General features: G+C 69.0%; 18 protein-coding genes and 1 pseudogene. 10 read left to right on the top strand and 9 right to left on the bottom strand.

The genetic code is table 11. The features are described from left to right. Positions 1–7: 7 nt before the first annotated feature. Together OV287_RS45345 and OV287_RS45340 are read right to left on the bottom strand one after the other, a co-directional pair. Positions 8–1,228: a zinc-dependent alcohol dehydrogenase gene (locus OV287_RS45345; RefSeq protein ID WP_267540288.1), complete on the bottom strand. Its 1,221-nt coding sequence runs from the start codon at positions 1,226–1,228 to the stop codon at positions 8–10. 108 nt (positions 1,229–1,336) lie between these two features. Further along, on the bottom strand, positions 1,337–2,839 hold the full coding sequence (locus OV287_RS45340) for a Ppx/GppA phosphatase family protein (RefSeq protein WP_267540287.1): 1,503 nt from the start codon (positions 2,837–2,839) through the stop codon (positions 1,337–1,339). A gap of 129 nt (positions 2,840–2,968) precedes the next feature. Here OV287_RS45340 and ppk1 point away from each other — a divergent pair, with 129 nt between their 5' ends. Both ppk1 and OV287_RS45330 read left to right on the top strand, forming a co-directional pair. Beyond that, positions 2,969–5,125 (top strand): polyphosphate kinase 1, encoded by a 2,157-nt coding sequence (gene ppk1 / locus OV287_RS45335; protein WP_267540286.1) that lies wholly within the window; start codon positions 2,969–2,971, stop codon positions 5,123–5,125. 67 nt (positions 5,126–5,192) lie between these two features. Further along, a complete protein-coding gene (locus tag OV287_RS45330; RefSeq protein ID WP_373371879.1) occupies positions 5,193–5,921 on the top strand; it encodes an immunity 52 family protein in 729 nt (242 codons plus the stop codon). A 20-nt stretch (positions 5,922–5,941) separates the two neighbouring features. Here OV287_RS45330 and OV287_RS45325 read toward each other — a convergent pair whose 3' ends face one another. The 4 genes from OV287_RS45325 to OV287_RS45315 form a co-directional block, all read right to left on the bottom strand. Further along, the gene (locus OV287_RS45325; RefSeq protein ID WP_373371878.1) at positions 5,942–6,652 is read right to left on the bottom strand and encodes a DUF2381 family protein; all 711 of its coding nucleotides are present in this window, start codon (positions 6,650–6,652) and stop codon (positions 5,942–5,944) included. Continuing rightward, positions 6,637–6,879, bottom strand: a complete 243-nt coding sequence (locus OV287_RS56620; RefSeq protein WP_373371877.1) for a hypothetical protein — start codon at positions 6,877–6,879, stop codon at positions 6,637–6,639. Before OV287_RS56620 ends, OV287_RS45325 begins: the two co-directional genes overlap by 16 nt. Before the next feature lie 54 nt (positions 6,880–6,933). Beyond that, entirely contained in the window at positions 6,934–9,111 is a 2,178-nt protein-coding gene (locus OV287_RS45320; protein ID WP_267540284.1) for a serine/threonine protein kinase, read from the bottom strand. A 166-nt stretch (positions 9,112–9,277) separates the two neighbouring features. Then, on the bottom strand, positions 9,278–9,643 hold the full coding sequence (locus tag OV287_RS45315) for a hypothetical protein (RefSeq protein WP_267540283.1): 366 nt from the start codon (positions 9,641–9,643) through the stop codon (positions 9,278–9,280). Here OV287_RS45315 and OV287_RS45310 point away from each other — a divergent pair. From OV287_RS45310 to OV287_RS45290, 6 genes and pseudogenes are all read left to right on the top strand, one after another. Then, positions 9,642–10,742 carry a Tox-REase-5 domain-containing protein gene (locus tag OV287_RS45310; protein ID WP_267540282.1) on the top strand — a complete coding sequence of 367 codons (1,101 nt, stop codon included), beginning with the start codon at positions 9,642–9,644 and terminating at the stop codon, positions 10,740–10,742. The two genes, OV287_RS45315 and OV287_RS45310, sit on opposite strands and share 2 nt — an antisense overlap. Before the next feature lie 12 nt (positions 10,743–10,754). After that, the gene (locus tag OV287_RS45305) at positions 10,755–11,480 is read left to right on the top strand and encodes an immunity 52 family protein (protein WP_267540281.1); all 726 of its coding nucleotides are present in this window, start codon (positions 10,755–10,757) and stop codon (positions 11,478–11,480) included. 120 nt (positions 11,481–11,600) lie between these two features. Next, a pseudogene (locus tag OV287_RS45300) lies at positions 11,601–12,245 on the top strand (histidine kinase dimerization/phospho-acceptor domain-containing protein); the annotation flags it as partial. Between the two features lie 25 nt (positions 12,246–12,270). Continuing rightward, complete coding sequence (locus OV287_RS56615) at positions 12,271–12,417, top strand: ATP-binding protein (RefSeq protein WP_373371876.1); 147 nt, start codon at positions 12,271–12,273, stop codon at positions 12,415–12,417. Then, entirely contained in the window at positions 12,410–13,996 is a 1,587-nt protein-coding gene (locus OV287_RS45295; protein WP_267540279.1) for a DUF7125 family protein, read from the top strand. Before OV287_RS56615 ends, OV287_RS45295 begins: the two co-directional genes overlap by 8 nt. Next, a complete protein-coding gene (locus tag OV287_RS45290) occupies positions 13,993–14,358 on the top strand; it encodes a response regulator (protein ID WP_267540278.1) in 366 nt (121 codons plus the stop codon). Before OV287_RS45295 ends, OV287_RS45290 begins: the two co-directional genes overlap by 4 nt. 3 nt (positions 14,359–14,361) lie before the next feature. Here OV287_RS45290 and OV287_RS45285 read toward each other — a convergent pair whose 3' ends face one another. Then, complete coding sequence (locus OV287_RS45285; protein WP_267540277.1) at positions 14,362–15,390, bottom strand: phospholipase D-like domain-containing protein; 1,029 nt, start codon at positions 15,388–15,390, stop codon at positions 14,362–14,364. Positions 15,391–15,513: 123 nt separating this feature from the next. Next, complete coding sequence (locus tag OV287_RS45280; RefSeq protein ID WP_267540276.1) at positions 15,514–15,714, bottom strand: hypothetical protein; 201 nt, start codon at positions 15,712–15,714, stop codon at positions 15,514–15,516. 210 nt (positions 15,715–15,924) lie between these two features. Between OV287_RS45280 and OV287_RS45275 the strand changes: the two genes are divergently transcribed. Together OV287_RS45275 and OV287_RS45270 are read left to right on the top strand one after the other, a co-directional pair. Next, positions 15,925–16,941 carry a serine/threonine-protein kinase gene (locus OV287_RS45275; protein ID WP_373371937.1) on the top strand — a complete coding sequence of 339 codons (1,017 nt, stop codon included), beginning with the start codon at positions 15,925–15,927 and terminating at the stop codon, positions 16,939–16,941. Between the two features lie 26 nt (positions 16,942–16,967). Continuing rightward, the gene (locus OV287_RS45270; protein ID WP_267540274.1) at positions 16,968–17,180 is read left to right on the top strand and encodes a hypothetical protein; all 213 of its coding nucleotides are present in this window, start codon (positions 16,968–16,970) and stop codon (positions 17,178–17,180) included. Between the two features lie 76 nt (positions 17,181–17,256). Here the strand turns inward: OV287_RS45270 and queF are convergent, their stop codons facing one another. Then, positions 17,257–17,658, bottom strand: a complete 402-nt coding sequence (gene queF / locus OV287_RS45265; RefSeq protein WP_267540273.1) for a preQ(1) synthase — start codon at positions 17,656–17,658, stop codon at positions 17,257–17,259. Between the last annotated feature and the right edge of the window lie 144 nt (positions 17,659–17,802).

The following is a 17,802-nucleotide window of genomic DNA, read 5'->3' as shown; positions in this document are numbered from 1 at the left end:
GGGAGGCTCACGTCAGCAGGGCTGGCTCGAGCTCCACCTTCATCCAGCCCGGCTTGCGTGCGTCGAAGGAGCGGTAGGCCTCGATGGCGCTCGTCAGCGGCTGGACGTGGGTGAGCAGCTCCGTCGGCTCCACCGCGCCCGTGCGCACCAGCTCCAGCAAGTGGGGGATGTACTTGCGGTGATTGCAGTTGCCCATGTTCAGCGTCAGGTTCTTGTTCATCGCCTGGCCGAGCGGGAACGTGCGCATCTGCTGCGGGTACACGCCGATGATGGACAGCGTGCCAGCCTTCGCCAGCGCCTCCACCGCCCACATCAAGGCCTGGGCCGGCGCATCACCCGGCACCCAGTTCTCCCCCTCCGGCTTCGTGTGCGGCGCCACTTCCTTCAGCTCACGCTTGAACTCGGCCTTCTCCTTGTGCGCCGTCTTCGCCGCTGGCCCGTGGTGCGCGTGCATCGAGTCCACGCCCACCGCGTCGATGGCCCGGTCCACGCCGATGCCCCCCGTCAGCCGGAGGATGGCCTCCACCGGGTCCTCCTCCTCGAAGTTGATGACCTCGGCGCCCTGGGCCCTCGCCGCCTCCAGCCGGTCCAGGTGGCAGTCGATGGCGAAGATGCGCCCTGCGTCCATCAGCTTCGCGCTCAGGATGGCGAACTGGCCCACCGGCCCGCAGCCGAACACGGCCACCGTGTCACCCGGGCTGATCTCCGCGATGTCCGCTCCGTAGTAGCCCGTGGGGAAGATGTCCGAAAGCAGGATGGCCTGCTCGTCCGTCACCTCGTCCGGAATCTTCACCAGCCCCACGTTGGCGAAGGGAATCCGCGCCTTCTCCGCCTGCATCCCGTGGAAGGGCCCGCTCATCTCCGGCCCGCCGAAGAACGCCGTGCCCGCACGCTTGCCATTGGGGTTGGACACGTCGCACTGCGCGTAATAGCCGGCCCGGCAGTACGAGCACGTGCCGCAAGCGATGGTGGATGGAACCACCACCCGGTCTCCCACGCGCAGGTTGCGCACGTCCTTGCCCAGCGCCTCCACGATGCCTACGCCCTCGTGCCCGAGGATGGTGCCCGGCTTCATCCCTGGCACGGTGCCGCGCACGAAGTGCAGATCCGTCCCGCAGATGGCGCTCGCCGTCAGCTTGATGATGGCGTCCGTATCCTGCTGGAGGACGGGCTCCGCGACGTCCTCCAGCCGGATGTCCCCAATCCCATGAAAGACGACTGCCTTCATTGCCGCTCCTTCCCCCGCGGGGCTCGAAATCTCCCCGCTAGGGGTGGGCACGCGTTCCGTCCGGTGCCAGACGAAGGCGTTCCCTCTCCTGGAGGGCGGGCGGCGGAGCTAGCGGCCGACGTGCAGGGCGAGCCGCTTGCCGAAGACCCGGCGGAAGAGCGCCGTCTCGCGCTCCACCGTCCACAGTTCCAGGTCCACTGGCTGGCGCGACTTGAAGTGCAGGGACACGACGTCGCGGCCGTTGACGGCGCGCAGCTCCTTCACCGGTTGGTGGTGGCTGCTGTCCAGCGCGTTGGCCACCCGCAGCAGCGTGGCCAGCTTGCGCACCAGCCGGGCCTCCGTGGTGCTCAGCCCCTCCATCCCTGAGTGGTTGAGCTCCGGCGGGCTGCGCTGGTGGTAGCGCGCCACCCGGGCCACCAGCTCTCGCTCCTGGTCCGCCAGGCCGGGGATGTCACTGTTGTGAATGAGGTAATAGGTGTGCTTGTGGTGGCGCTCGTAGCTGACGGCGTTGCCCACGTCGTGCAGCAGCGCGGCGGCCTCCAGGTACGGCCGGCACGAGAGCGGCAACTGGTGCAGCGAGGCCAGCTCGTCGAAGAGGGTGAGGGACAGCGAGGCCACCTGGCGCGCGTGCTTCTCGTCGAAGAAGAGGCGCCGCCCCATGGCCACCGCCGCGTCCGCCAGCGAGTGGTCCTCGCGTGTCTCGTCCTGGCGGTACATCAGGTCCACCAGCAGCCCGTCGCGCAGGCCCCGGTTGACGCCGGTGACAGTCTCCACGCCCAGGTGCCGGGCCACTCGCTCCAGGATGGTGGCGCCCGCAACGATGATGTCCGCGCGCCGCGGGTCGAAGCGCTTGCGCCGCCGCTCGGGTGTCATCTCCGCCAGCATCTCCACCGCGCTCGTGAGCTGGCGCACGGACACGTGCCCGGTGCCCTCGCTGGCCGCGAAGCCCACCACCGCGTTGATGGTGCCGGAGGAGCCCAGGGCCACCCGGGGCAGGTTGGGGAGGCGCTCGGGGATGCTCTTGCGCATCTGCTCCTCCACGTAGCTGCGCATCAGCCGCAGCTGCTTGGGCGTCACCTTCCCAGCAGCATCGAACATCTCCGTGAGCCGCACCGAGCCCAGTGCCAGGCTCCACAGGTCATCTGGCCGCTCCCCCGTGGCGATGGCGACCTCGGTGGACCCTCCGCCGATGTCCACCAGCAGCGAGCGCACGTGCGGCGGCTTGCGGTGCAGCACCCCCAGGCAGATGAGGCGCGCCTCCTCCTTGCCGCTCACCACCTCCAGGTTCAGCCCTGCCTCGTCGCGCACCCGCCGGACAATCTCCTCGCGGTTCTTCGCGTCGCGCATGGCGCTGGTGGCCACCGCGCGCACCCGGGCCTTGTGTCGCCGGCACAGCGCCGCGTAGCGCCGCAGCGTGGACAGGAGCCGGTCCGCCGTCTCCTTGGGCATCTCCCCGCTGGCGAAGACGCCCTCTCCCGGGCGGATGGGATCTCTCTCCTGATGGAGCGTCTCCAGCGAGCCTTCCGCGTCTGGCCGGGCCAGCTCCAGGCGGACGGCATTGGTGCCCACGTCGATGGCGGCGAGTACGGGCTGTAGGGTGGAAGTGGGCATGGGTTCAGGCACTCGAGGTGGTTGCGGCTCGAAGGATAGGGCCTCCACTGTCGGGCGTCCCACCTTTACCAGCGCTTCTTGACAGCTCCGTGACGTGACGTCTTCCGCCACCTGCCAGACTCTGTGCGCGTGGAATTCAACGAACCCCAGCTCTTCATCAATCGCGAGCTGTCTTGGCTCGCCTTCAACGAGCGTGTCCTGGATGACGCGCGCTCCCGGGAGCTGCCGCTCTACGAGCGTTTGAAGTTCTTCGCCATCGCCTCCTCCAACCTGGATGAGTTCTTCATGGTCCGCGTGGCGGGCCTGAAGCAGCAGCAGGCCAGTGGCGTTGCCGAGACGGCGGCCGATGGTCTGCTGCCCGCGGAGCAGCTGAGCGCCATCAGCGAGCGTGTCCATGCGTTGGTGGAGGCCGCCTCCCGCCTCTGGGTCGAGGAGCTCCACCCGGGGCTGCTGGCCGCGGGCGTCTCCCTCCTCACCCGGGACAAGCTGACGGCCGAGCAGAAGGCGGCCGCGCGCACCCACTTCACCACCTCCGTCTTCCCGGCCCTCACCCCGCTCGCGGTGGACCCGGGACACCCCTTCCCCCACCTGCGCAACAAGTCCCTCAACGTGGCGGTGCTGCTGCGGCGCGAGGGCCCCAAGCGACGGCGCAATGTGCATGGCACCTCGCTGGCCGTGGTGCAGGTGCCCAGCGTGCTTCGCCGGCTCGTGCCCGTGCCCGCCGAGAAGGGGACGGCCTTCCTGCTGCTGGGCGAGCTGATCGCCCTCTGCGCGGCGGACCTCTTCCCCGGCTACGTCGTCGAGCACGCCGCTGCCTTCCGGGTGACGCGCAACTGGGACCTCAACGTGGACGACGAGGAGAGTGAAGATCTGCTCTCCACCATTCAGGAGGAACTGCGCCGGCGGGACCGTGGCGCCGCGGTGCGCCTGGAGCTGGATGCCTCGGCCCGCCCGCAGATGGAGTCCCTGCTCACCGCGGCCCTGAAGCTGGGGCCCATGGACGTGTACCGGCAGCAGTCGCCGTTGCAGCCCTCGGACCTGATGGCGCTCACGGAGCTGGATGCGCGGCCGGAGCTGCGCGTGGAGCCCTTCACGCCCACGGTGCCCCCGGTGCTGCGTGACGTGGAGTCCATCCTGCACGTCGTCGCCGAGCGCGACCTCCTCCTGCACCACCCCTACGAGTCCTTTGATCCAGTGGTGCGCTTCCTGGAGGAGGCGGCCGAGGACCCGGACGTGCTGGCCATCAAGCAGACGCTGTACCGCACCAGCGGAGACAGCCCCATCGCCCGAGCGCTGTCTCGCGCGGTGGAGAATGGCAAGCAGGTGGCGGTGCTGGTGGAGATCAAGGCCCGCCTGGACGAGGCCAACAACATCGCCTGGGCGCGGAAGATGGAGGAGAGCGGGGTGCACGTCGTCTACGGCCTCATTGGCCTGAAGACGCACGCCAAGGTGGCGCTGGTGGTGCGCCGCGAGGGACAGGGCATCCGCCGCTACGTGCACCTGGGCACGGGCAACTACAACCCCCATACCGCGCGCCTGTATACGGACCTCTCCCTCTTCACCTCGCGCGCGGAGATGGCGGACGACGTGAGCGCGCTCTTCAACATGCTCACCGGCTACGCGGTGGCCCCGCAGTGGAAGCGGCTGGCCGTGGCGCCCATGGGCCTGCAGGAGAAGGTGCTCGCGCTCATCCAGCGCGAGGCGGACAAGGCCCGGCGCGGCGAGCCCGCGCGCATCGTGGCGAAGATGAACTCGCTGGTGGATGCCACCGTCATCCGTGCGCTCTACGCGGCGAGCCAGGCAGGGGTGGAGATTGAGTTGCTGGTGCGCGGCATCTGCTGCCTGCGGCCGGGCGTGCCAGGGGTGAGCGAGCGCATCCGCGTGACGAGCGTGGTGGACCGCTTCCTGGAGCACAGCCGGGTGTTTGCCTTTGGGGCGGGCAGTCAGCCGGAGGTGTGGATGAGCAGCGCGGACTGGATGCCGCGCAACTTCCTGCGCCGCATCGAGACGATGTTCCCGGTGGAGGATCCGGCCATCCGTCAGCGGCTGCTGGACGAGGTGCTGGGGGTGTCGCTCAAGGACAACGTGAAGGCGCGGAGGCTGCAGGTGGATGGCACCTACCTCCCGGTGGGCAGGGATGGAACGGTGGTGCGCAGCCAGGGGGTGCTGATGGAGCTGGCCCGGCGCAACAACCAGCCAGACCCCAAACCCCTCCAGGCGCTGCGCCACGCGACGGCTCCGGACGCGCCCATTCCCCCTCGCCAGGTGCCCCAGACGGGGAGCTGAGCCGAGCCCCCCGGCAAAGCGTGCCCGGCCTCTCATTCTGGGATGGTGACTTTGTTACCCATGGCGTATGTCATGCCCAATGGAACTTTTCCAGGCGGGGGCACATTGGGCAGGCCGGAGAGAGACCGCCGAGGAGTGCGCCCGGCGTGTGGAGGTGCTCTTCCAGCAGCTGGGCCTGTGTGATCCGGCCTACGCCCGCTGGTTCGAGTATTCGTACTCGCGCAAGCACTCGCTCCAGCAGCCGTTCGAGCCCACCTACGAGACGTTCCTCCGTTTCTTCGAGCGGAGGAAGTACCGGCTGGCGAGGGAGGTGTTCACCTTCGATGCCTGGACGGGGCAGGAGGAGCGGGGACGTGGAGGCATGATGAGCTTCACCTGCGGCTCCAACGAGCCCTTCTACTCCAACCTGTGCGTGCTCCATCTGCCTCGGGAGGAGCCGGCGGCCAGCCGGGTGCTCACCGTCGCCGGGCTGACGGCGGTGGTGCGCGCCATGGTGCGGGCGTGGGAGCCGGACGGGTGCGCGGTCATCGCCGAGGGTGACCGGGACGCGAAGAAGGTGCTGGAGGACGGAGGCCCGTGCCTCGGGTGGCTGATGTACGTCTCGGCCGAGCGGGGCAATGTGCCGACCCTGCCGAAGCCCGTGCGCGTCGAGCCGATGGAGGGCAAGGGCTCGCTCATCATCCTCACACCGGAGCGCTTCTCCCTGAGGAACCCGGCTCATGTCGCCCTGGCCGGGCGCGTTCGCGAGCGGTTGCAGGACGCGGGCCTGCTGCCGGCGCCCAAGAAGGAGGAGTGAGACGGGCCGGGGAGAGCCGCTCATGGGAAGGTCACGCCGCTCAAGGTGAGGGGGCGAGCTCCATCCGCACCTTGCAGCTTCAGGCGGAAGTTGCCCTGAGCCTGCTCCACGGTGGCCTCCGCCTCCACCACGAGCTTCCCCCGCTCTCCCGGAGCGATGGGGTTGGGCTGCCACATCCGTACCACCCGCAGCCGTACGCCCTCCTCGCTGACGAGCTCCGCCCCCTCCACGCCCTCCATTGTCCAGGGGAGGGGGCTCGTGTTCTCCACCTGTAGCTCCATCGCCACATGGTTCTGCTGCTGGGCGCGGTAGCTCCAGGCTTCCCTCACCTTGAGCGTCTCGCCGGGGCTCTGGGTGATGGACTTGATGATTTCCTGCCCCACGATGCCATTGCCCTGGCCCACCAGCCCGGAGTCGAACAGGTTCGTGAGTCCTCCGGGCCTCGTTCCCTCCGGGCGGGTGCACTCCTGTTCTCGTGCGGCCTCGCACCGCTCAGCCCGCTCGCGCTGTTGCCGGGCCTCCAGCCAGTGGGACGCGCAAGAGCGGGTTTCGCGGTACACCCGCACGTGGTGCTCGGCCCGGGTGGAGTGCACCACCAGCCGGAAGGTGACGCTCCCGGGGACCTGTGCATCCGCGAAGTGCACGGTCACCGTCAGCGGCGTGTCTTCCGGCAGCGCGCCCGAGGGCAGCAGTGTCACCATGCCCAGCTCCCCGTTCACCGCCACGGCCACTGCGCGCCCTCTACCGTCACTCCGCCGGGTTGCAGCGGCGCGTTGAACACCAGATTGGTGGGGTGGCCAGGGCTGATGCGCACCGGGTGTTGCTCCCGCGAGTTCTCCGCAGTCAGCTCCAGGTGGCGCGCGCCCGACGTGTCCCACTCCTTGGAGAGGGGCTGGGCAGGGGCGGACCTGGTCGTGAGGAGCGCGAGCAGCAGGGGCGCGGCGAGCAGGGCGGACATGGGTGGGATGACCTCCGGAGTGACCAGCGTAGCAGGGACTTCCGGCGTTGGCCCCTACCTCCTTTTCCGCTCCTCGTACCGCCACGGCTCCCCGAAGCGCTCCACGGGCTCGAGGCCTCCTGCGGTCTGGATCCTGGCGGTGTCCTGACCGCTGCCCTCGAGTTTCTCCCAGCCCCACTCCGGCGAGGTCCGCATCTCCAGACAGACGACATACGTGTGTCCCTCGGGCGTGTGCGCCTGGGTGAAGCGGCCGTGCACAACGCGCTCGCCGAAGAGCCGCTCGCCGGTGAACAGGGTTCCTCGTGGCAACTTGCCCCAGTAGTCGTCGCGGTAGTTGCCCGACAGACGCATGGTCACCGGGCCCGGACGCACGGTGATCAACGACTCGGTGCCACGAATGTCCACCGCCCCGCGGGAGCCAGGGTAGATGAGGCCCAGTTCCTCCATGGTCTTCTGGGCGCCTTCCGGGCACTCGGCGGGAGGTGGGTGCGGAGGCGTGGGTTGCGCCGGGGGAGTGGCGGTGGCACAGCCGCTGCCCAGGGTGCAGGTGAGCACGGCCGCGCCCACCTTCGCGGCCAGGGAGTCCGCCTCCTTCGGCGGCTGAGGGGGAGCGGGAGCCTTCGCTGGAGTCTTCTTCTTCACGCGCGTCTCCTGGGAGCGCGTCGCACGGGCGACGGGCGCGGGAGTTGCCGCCGCTGCGGGCGCCGCGCCGCCGACACCTTCTGGCCGCTTCCACAGGGGCGCCACTTCCTGGTGCTCCGGCTCCAGGGTGATAGGAAAGAACTCCGGAGGTAGGCTGGCGCGCGGTGTCCCCAGCGGTGGCGTGGAAACGGAGGCACGCGGCGGCAGGTACACGGCGAGCCATGCGCCGAGGCCCAGCATCAGCACCAGCCCAGCGGCTTGGCGCACCTGCTGCGAGCGTGCGGCGGGCAGGGCCGTTTCGCGGGAATCAGGTGGCGGTGGTGCCTCTGCTTGCGGCGCGTCCGCCTCGCTCGCCACCTGTGGCCCTGCGAGCGGCACGGATTCCACCGGGGCTGCCTGGGGCCTGTCCGCGGCGTCTGGTTCCACGGCCTGCCCTGAGGTTTCCTCACGCACGGGCGAAGCGTCGGGGGACCCAGGAACTGGCGGTGCCTCGCTCGCGGCGAGGGTGGACACCTCGTCCAGAGGCTGCGGCTTGCCGCGCACGAGCAGGTGCCCGTAGGAGGCCAGCCGCGCGTGGAGTGCCAGCACGTCCCCTCCTGCCCACATGTCGCGCTCGCGCACGGTGGTGGCGGTGTGTGGCCCCCAGGCCTCGCACAGCGGTGTGCGCCACGCCCCGTCCGCTTGCTTCAACGCCTCGCCCAGCGCCGCGTCCACCGCGAGCGCGTCCGCGTACCGCTCCTCGGGCCGCTTGCGCAGCATGCGCCAGCACACCTCACCCAACTCCCTGGGCACCCGAGGGTTGAGCTCGTGCGGCACCGGCGGCTCCTCGTGGAGGATGGCGTGCACCAGCTCGCCCTCGCCGCCCAGGAAGGGCAGCCGGCCCGTGAGCTGCGCGTACAGCTCCACCCCGAGTGCCCAGAGGTCATCCGCCGGGCAGGGGCGGGAGGACTCCTCACCGCGCCAGGCGCGCCACACGCGAGGGCTGAGGTAGGGCCAGGCGCCCGGGGGAAAGGCTCCCGTCACCGGAGGAGCGCCCTCATAGGTGGCCACCCCGAAGTCCACCAGCACCAGCCGCTCCTCGCCATACACCAGCAGATTGGCCCCCTTCACGTCGCGGTGGATGATTCCGGCCGCGTGTACCGCCGAGAGCTGGCGCGCGCCCTGGCGGAAGAGAAGCGCCGTCTGGAGCGAGTCGGGGTTGTGCACGCGAGTCCACACGTCCAGCGGCAGTCCTCGCACGTAGGGCATGACGAGGAAGAGGTAGAGGGGCTGGTGCTCGGGCCACAGGCCATGGGCCTCCAGGGGCAGGCCGCCCGCCTCGCTCAGCTTCCGCATGACGTCGCGCTCGCGCAGGGCCCAGTGCCGGCCGCGTGGCAGGGAGAGGAACTTCACCGCATAGGTGCGGCCCTGGCGCACGGCGCGGAACACGGTGCCCTGGCCGCCGCTGCCCAGCTTCGCCTGTAACTCGTAGCCGGCCACCTCCAGGCCTGGCCGGGGCTGGTAGTGCTCCGGCGAGTCCCGCTGAAGGTGCGGCGGTGCTTCCAACCCTTGCGGCCCGTCTCCAGCGCTGTGCGTCCCGGCCTCGCTCATGAGCGCCTCACCTCCGAGGTGGGTCAGCCTAACATGACCGCTGAAAGCCGGTGCGCGCGGACGGACGCGGGCAGACGCCTCCGTCCCGCCTCTACCCCAGGGGGCGACCGGGCCGAGGCAGGGAGGTGCTCGTCGGGAAGGTCAGCCAGGGCGGGTACGGGTGGGGCTACGCTCTGCCCGAGAGGCCCTCATGTCCCTGCGTGCTGCTGACAGCCACCCCAACGGGTGGGGGAGCTGTACCTCGGTGTTGCTCACCCTGGCCTTGCTGGTGCTGGGCGGGTGCGCCTCGGGCGTGCCGCGGGCCGGGTACTTCGCCAGTCCACGCTCCCACCGCCATACCGAAACGCACCAGCAACGGTCGCTCGACTCCGCGCAGGCCTTCGCACCACCCGCCTCCTCTCCCGCGCTCGACGAGGATGACGACGCGGAGGACGACTTCGACGAGGAGCACGGTGCCGCGCTCGCCCTGACGGACGGGCTGCCAGAGAACGGGGGCGGGGCCGGTGACGCGCCAGGAGTTGCACGCGCGCATGGACCGCTTCCACCGGCTGAGGGTGGTGAGGCCAGACGGCTACCTGGTGCGGGTGGTGACGGGCGAGGCGGTGCAGCGCGCAGGCGAGGTGTGGCTGGGCAAGGATGGCACGCTGCGCGCAGGCGGCTACGAGGTGGGTCCCTTCTACGCGGTGGCGGAGGGGCAACTATGGCCGGTGGACACGGGGCTGGAGGTGCCCCGAGGCGCGAAGCCGCTGGGCCCCTACGTGCCGGATGATGGGGTAGTGCTGCCGGCGCTGGAGGGGGCGGGGCTGGCGCTGGGGGAGACGCTCGAGGGCCTTGCGCGGCTCGTCTTGCACCCCGTCGAATCGCTGGAGGGCCTGGCGCAACTGCCGGGAGCGGTGAGGGTGCTCTTCCAGAATGCCCCCGAGTACTGGGAGGACTTCCGCCAGAAGCCGAGAGGCGAGCGGGTGCGCACGATGTCGCGGCTGATGGCGCACGTGATGCTGACGGTGGGCACGGCTGGGGCGGGAGCGGTGAAGGCGGTGACGTGGGGGGAGAAGCTCGGCCGGCTGTCAGTGCCCCTGCTGACGCTAACGAAGAGGGGAGAGTTGGTGCTGCGGCTGGTGGCGGTGCCGGGGAGGGCCGTCGCCGTGGCGGGCCAGGGGCTGAGCGTTACCTGGGGCATGCACCTGGCGAAGGTGGGGGCGGGAGGAGGTGGCAACTGGGTGCCGCCGGTGGGAGGGCCCGGCCAGTGGGTACCCAAGAACGAGCGGATGTCGCCGCGCTCGCGAGCCTTCCAGCACAAGGTGACGAAGGCACCCGCAGGCTGGGTGTACCGCGTGTGGCGCGACGGCGAGAAGGCGGACTTCGACGGCTTCGACCTCGACAAAGGCCTCCTGCAGGAGACCAAGGGCCTGGGCTACGACAAGCACTTCGATGCGGACCTCGAGCCCAAGGAATACTTCAAAGGCGCGGAGAGACTCGTCAAGCAGGCTGCGCGGCAATGGCGAGTGGCCCATGGCATTCCCATTCGTTGGCACGTGGCAGAGCCCCGCATGGTGGCCATCCTCAAGAAGCTGTTCCGGGAGAGAGGCATCACGGGTATTGATGTGGTTTTCACTCCACCGTCGCCATGAGGCGAGGCCTGCATGAGAGAGACCTACTACGGGGGGATCTACTGGGCAGAACGCAAGGAGCCTGCCGAGGCGTGTGCCCAACGTGCGGAGACGTTCTTCCGCCTTCTGTCTCGGTGCGATCCCATCTACGCCCGTTGGTTCGAGCAGGCGGACTCGCGCAAGAAAGCGCTCCAGCTCCAGTTCGAGCCCACCGCCGAAACCTTCACACGCTTCTTCAAGAGGAGGGCGTACCAGGAGGGAAGGGATGGATTCATGATCGGAGTCTGGACGGGGCATGAGCAGGGACACGGTGGTCAGGTCTCGTTGCGCTGTGGTTCTGCGGCGGAATTTGTCCCGAACAGCGGCCTCCTCTACCTGCCGAAGGAGGAGCCGGAAATGGAGCGCGTGCTCACTGCGACCGTGCTCGCCGAGGTGTTGCGCACCATGGTGTTGGCCTGGGAACCGGACTGGGGGGTCATCACCTCCGGTGACTTCCGGGACAGCCTGTCGGAGCAAGGCCTTACCGGAACCTTCGTGGGTTGGTTGACGTACGTGTCTCGCAACCGGGGGGAGGTACCGCCCCTGCCGGAGCCGGTGCGAGTGCAACCGGTGGAGGACAAGGGGACTCTCATCATCCTCACTCCCGAGCGCCTCACCGCATCAAATTCCGAGCACGTTTCCCTGGGCCGGCGTGTCCAGGATGTGCTGCGTGCGAAGGGCCTGCTCGAGCCTGTTGTTTCCAGACGGCCGACAACCTGAGCCGGTTTCCAATCCCCTGGCGCCATCCGTCCATCAGGCAACGCTCTGGGACGCACAGGCGCCCTTCAGCCAGTTGCCAACCTTGACCCCGTGGCCATCTTGCGGGACTGCGGTCACATCATGCGACACCGGGGACCGCGGGCTCCATCCGTTCATGCTGTGCGGGTGGAAAGGGAGACGGGTGTGTCCGAGCAGTCAGGACTGGAGCGTGTCCTCGACTTCCTCGCTGTGCCTGTGCTGCGGGTGGAGGAGGAGACAGGACGGGTGTTGTCCGCCAACGCGGCGGCACGGGCGCTGCCTTTCTGCCTCGAGGACCCGGGCCAGGGTGTCATCCTGGACGAGGCCGGAGAGCCGCTGCCCCCTGAGCTGTACCCGGTGCGGCGGGCCGCGCGGGGCGAGCCCCTGGAGGGAGAGCTCTTCCGCTGGAAGTCACCCGACGGAGAGCGATCGTTCGTGGTGCATGCGCGCCTGGACCGTTCGTGCTCGCCGGGCGTGGTGACGGTGTCCTTCCAGGACGTGACGCAATGGCGGCAGACGGAGGCGGATCTGCTGCGGGCGCTCGGGGCGCGCGACACCTTCCTGTCCGTTGCCTCCCACGAGCTCAAAACCCCCATCACCGCGCTCCAGCTCGTGCTGGAGCGGCTGCAACGAAGCACCCGCCGCGAGGCGAATTTCTCCGGCGCCCAGGTGGCCGAGCGGCTGGAGCCTGCCTTGCGCCAGGTTCGCCGGCTGGGGGTGCTGGTGCAGAACCTGCTCGACGTGAGCCGGGCCCGCAACAACCACTTCGAGGGTGGAGAGCCTGGGGCTCGGCCTGCACATCGTTCGGGAGATTGCCCGTGCCCATGGGGGCTCGGTGGGGTTGACGGGGCGCGATGGCGGAGGCTCCTGCTTCACGCCGTGCCTGCCCCTGGAGGCGGCGGAGGAGGGGTATGAGTGAGTCCGAGGTAGGCGGCACGGAGAACAAGGCGAAGGATTTGCGCATCCAGAGCGGCATTCCGCGTCTGGACTTCATCCTCAAGGGAGGGCTCAAGCACGGCGGCATCTACGCCTTGACGGGTCCACCTGGCAGCGGAAAAACAATCCTCGCCAACCAGCTGTGCAGCAACCACATTCAGATGCAGGAGGGGCGCTGCGTCTACATGACGCTGCTCATCGAGTCGCACGCGAAGATGATCTCGCACCTCTCCACGCTGAGCTTCTTCAGGCCGGAGCTCATCCCCGAGCGGCTCTATTACATCAGCGGCTACCAGCAAGTGCGCGAGGGGGGCTTCTCCGGGTTGATGGAGCTCATCCGCCACACGCTGCGCGAGCGCCGAGCGACCTTCTTCGTCATCGATGGCATGGAGAGCGCCGAGCAGTTCTCCACCTCGCCCCAGTCCTATCGGGAGTTCGTGCACGGACTCCAGGCCTTCACCAACCTGCTGGGCTGCACCACGCTGCTGGTCTCCAACGTGCGTGAGCGCACGCACGTGGAGAACGCCGTGGTGGACGGTGTCATCGAGCTGTCCGACAAGCTCGTGGGCCCGCGGGCATTGCGAGAGCTGACGGTGCACAAGTTCCGCGGCAGCGACTACCTCCGGGGCCGCCACGAGGTGGAGATCACCGGAGACGGCCTGGTCATCCACCCGCGCACGGAGATCCAGTTCTCCAAACCGCCCGAGCAGGCGCGTGAGCAGCGCATCCGCATGGGGTTCGGCCTGAAGCGGCTGGACGAGATGCTCGACGGAGGGCTGCCCTCGGGCTCCACCACCGCGCTGATCGGCGCGCCGGGCACGGGCAAGACGTTGCTGGGGCTCTCCTTCCTGGTGGAGGGGGCCCGCCAGGGCCAGCATGGTATCTACTTCGGGTTCTACGAGCCGCCCCCTCGCCTCATCGAGAAGGCCGAGGACGTGGGCCTTCCCCTGGAGCGGTACGTGAAGGACGGCAGCATCCAGCTGGTCTGGCAGCCGCCGCTGGAGCACTTCATGGACTCGCTGGCCGAGCAGCTCCTGGAGAAGCTGTGGGCCGAGGAGAATGAGCAGAAGCGGGAGCGGCGGCGCCTGTTCATCGATGGGGCCGAGGGTTTCCGCGCGGCGGCCGTGTACCCGGACCGGGTTCCCCGCTTCCTCTCGGCCCTCACCAACCAGCTGCGCACGCAGGACGTGACCACCGTCATGACGGACGAGCTGGAGCTCTTCCAGTCCGAGCTGAACCTGCCCACCCCGGAGCTCGCCAACGTGGTGGAGTCGGTCCTGCTGCTGCGCTACGTGGAGCTGCGTTCTCAAATCTACAGGCTGCTCTCCATCATGAAGATGCGCGAGAGCCGCTACGACACCTCGCTGCGCGAGTTCCGCATCTCCCGCGACGGCATCGACGTGTCCGACTCCTTCGAGAGCGCAGAGGCCATCCTCAGCGGGCACGGGCGCATCCGGAACGGGAACAACGGGAAGAAGAAGTCGGAGCGGCCCAAGAAGAAGAGGGGAGTGCTCAAGAAGGTGCTCGGGCGCGGCGGTCGGGGCGGCGGGAGGGGACGATGAGGACCATCCTGGTCGTCGAGGACGAGTTCGACGTGCAGCAGGTCGTGGCGGACGTGCTGCGGGACGAGGGCTATGAGGTGTCCGTTTGTGGCAATGGTCGGGAGGCCCTGCAGAGCCTGCGCGCTCACCGCCCGGACGTTGTCGTGATGGACGTGATGATGCCCATCCTCTCCGGTACGCAGGCGCTCGAGGAGATGCGAAAGACGCCCGGCCTGGACGGGGTGCCTGTCATCCTCATGAGCGAGACCGCGCTGCGTGCCGGGGCACCGCGCCACTGGCAGGCCTTCCTGAAGAAGCCCTTCCGGCTGGAGCAGCTCCTGGAGGCGGTGGCCCAGGTCTCCGGTGTGGCGGGTCAGGCTTGAGCGTCAGCCCCGGCGGCGCATGCGCCGCGAGCCGATGAAGGTGGCGACGCGCTCGGCGAAGCGCGCCACCGCCAGCCCCACCACGTCCAGCAGCCAGCGCTGTAGGCCCGAGCGCGCGCAGTCCTCCAGGACCACGGGCTTCGCGCCGCCCAGGTGCCGCCGCACCCAGCGGGTGGCTTGTCCGGCCACTTCCGCGTCCTCCACCTCCACCAGCGTCTCCAGGTTCACCAGCGAGAGGGGATCCAGGTTGAAGCTGCCCACCAGCAACCGCTGGCCGTCCACCACCGCCGCCTTGGCATGCAGGGTGGTGGCCGTCCACTCGTGGATGCGCACCCCCCCGCGCAGCAGGGTGCGGTACAGGCGCATGGTGGCCGCGCGGGCGAAGGGCACGTCGCTGCGGCCGGCCAGCAGCAGGTGCACTTCCACGCCTCGTCGTGCTGCGCGGGTGAGGGCTCGCACGAAGCCCCGGTCCGGCAGAAAGTACGCATGGGCCAGCACCACCTCGCGCCGGGCCTGCTTCAGCGCCGCCAGGTAGCGCGCCCTCAATCGCCACCCACCGCCGAAGCCCGACAGGAGGATGCGCACCGGACCTGCCGTCAGCGCGGACGCTCCCGCGTTGAGCCTCGCGCCCAGCTGCGCGCAGATGTCGCCCCGCAACTCCAGCGCCAGGTCCGCCCACCCCGGCCTGCCTTCCTCCGCCGCGTAGTGGTCTCCGATGTTGATGCCGCCGAGGAAGGCCACCGAGTCGTCCACGAGCAGGATCTTCCGGTGGTTGCGCCAGAAGCGGCCCATCAGGAGGACGGAGGTGAGGGGATTGTGGATGCGGAGCTCGATGCCGGCCATGCGCAGGGTGTCCGCCAGCGCGCGGCTCTCGCCGATGGAGCCCCAGCCGTCGACGATGACCTTCACCTTCACGCCCCGCTGGGCCGCGTCGGTGAGGGCCTTGAGGAAGTGCGTCCCTACGCCCTCGCGCTCGAAGGCATATACCTCCAGGTGCACGTGCCGGGTGGCCGAGGCGATGGCCGCGAGCATGCGGGGGTAGGCCTCCGCGCCCCCGTCGAGCAGCGTGATGTGCTGAACCCCCTCCCTCTCCCGCCGGGAGAGGGTCGGGGTGCGGGTAACTCGGGCCTGTGAGCTCATCCGTTCAGCCGCGCGTCAGTCGTCGTGCTTGCGCGCGCCCTTGCCCTTGCCCTTGTGACGGCACTGCTCTCCATCCCAGTACTGGCTGGGGTGGCAGTCGGGGCGGGACTTCATCTCGCTCTTCTTGGTCTTGGGCACGTACCGGGTGTCGCGGAGGACGAGGCAGCCCGGCAGGACGAGGAGGACAGCGGGAAGGAGGAAGAGGGTCTTCTTCATGGCTCGCGCAGCGTAGCGGGAGCACGAGGTGGGAGGCTCTGCTTTCTCGTGAACGATGATTTCTACCGTCTGGCTGTCTGCACTCCGGGCGGGTCGACGCCTCGTGGGCAAATCGGTAGCCTCCCGTTCGTGCCGCCCAGTGAGAAGCCCGTTGTCAGACATCGGAAGATAGGCGCCTACCGCGTGCTCGGAGAGCTGGGGCGCGGAGGCATGGCCCAGGTGTACCGGGGGCTGCACGAGATGTTGCAGCGCGAGGTCGCCATCAAGGAGATGCTCGCCGACCCCATCCGCGACAAGGAGGCCGTGTCTCGCTTCCGCCGTGAGGCGCTCGCGCTCGCCGCCTTCCGCCACCAGAACATCGTCACCCTGTACGACCTGGTGGAGAAGAACGACGTCCTTTTCATGGTGATGGAGTTCGTGGACGGGCCCACCCTGCACGAGCTCATCAAGGAAGGGCCGCTGCCCCCCGAGGTGGGTGCCGCCATCGGGGCGCGCATCGCCGGCGCGCTCGAGCACGCTCACTTCCGTCACATCATCCACCGTGACCTCAAGCCGGCCAACGTGATGCTCTCCAAGGCCGGCGATGTGAAGCTGATGGACTTCGGCGTGGCCAAGGACGCGGGCCTGGAGGCCCTCACCGCGCAGGGCATGGCGGTGGGCACCCCCTCGTACATGTCTCCCGAGCAGGTGACGGGTGCTCCGGTGGACGGGCGCACGGACCTGTTCGCGCTCGGGGTGCTCCTCTACGAGGCACTCTCCGGAGCCCGCCCCTTCCTGGGCCGCAACACCGGCGAGGTCTTCGCCCGCATTCGCGATGGCGACTACACCCCGCTGCAGAAGGTGGCTCCCCACATCCCCAAGCCGCTGGCGGACATCGTCAAGCGCGCCCTCGAGGTGCGACCCGCTGATCGCTTCGCCAACGCCGCCGCCATGCGCCGCGAGCTGGAGATCTTCCTCTCCCAGCGCGTGGGCATGTCCTACGAGGCCCTCCACGTCGGCTTCCTCCGCCACCGCAACAAGCTCACCGAGACCGAGGCGCTCGCCCATCTCACGCAGAAGGAGCTGGACGTCGTCGACGTCTTCGACGCGCAGGCGAAGAAGCTCCTGGCCCGGCCGTGGACCCGGTGGCTCCTCGCCTTTGTCGCCGTCGCTGGAGCCCTCGGCACCGGCCTGGCTCTTACCCACTCGTATTGGATGGGACTGGTGCGCCAGCTCACCATCCGCTGACGCACACAGCCCCGGGAGCACTCGTCATGGGCAAGCTGATCACCGTCGTCCTCGCCATCGCCGCCATCTCGGGCGCCGCTTATTACGCGCTCAACCACGCCTCGAGCCGCTCTTCCGACAGTGGTGCCAGCGCTCCGAAGCGGCAGCTCGACAACGTTCGCGGCGCCGCTGATCGCATCGAGTCCGATGCCGAGCAGCGCGCGCGTGACCTGGAGTCGAAGATGGGGGACGGACAGTAGCCCGTCCCACGGGGGCAACCCGGGGCGCGGGTACCCTCACCCCGTCCCTCTCCCGGGGGGAGAGGGGAGATTGGGCCTACTTGCGGCGGGCGGGGGCGCTCTTCTTCGCCTTCGCTCCCCGGCCCTTCTTCTCGTGCGTCACCGTGACCAGCGTCCCGATGCCTCCTCGCACGAAGAAGTCGCCTTCCACCGTCAGCTTCCTCGGCTGGATGGCTTTCACGATGTCGTCGGCGATGGTGTTGGTCACCTTCTCGTGGAAGGCCCCCTCGTCCCGGTACGACCACATGTAGAGCTTCAGACTCTTCAGCTCCACGCACAGCTCGTCCGGCACGTAGCGAATCTTGAACTTCGCGAAGTCCGGCTGCCCCGTCAGCGGGCAGAGGCAGGTGAACTCCGGCACGTCGAAGGCGATCTCGTAGTCGCGATCCTGCGCGGGGTTGGGAAAGGTCTTCAGTTCCTTGGTCGGCTGGGAAGGCATGGCGGGGTGTCGTCTAACACACAGACGGCGGATTGCAGCCTCTCTGTGTTGAACGCTCCCCCCCCGGCCGGGCGGCCCTCCTGTCCTCCCCCCAACGCCCCCTCTGTCCAGGCGGGTGCAGGCGGGCCGGGGTCACCTTGTGTC

It is taken from the genome of Archangium lansingense (genome assembly GCF_026626635.1).
GTDB classification, from domain to species: Bacteria; Myxococcota; Myxococcia; order Myxococcales; family Myxococcaceae; genus Archangium; species Archangium lansingense.
Note: the sequence above shows the minus strand (reverse complement) of the source record. Positions and strands in the feature narration are given on the sequence as shown.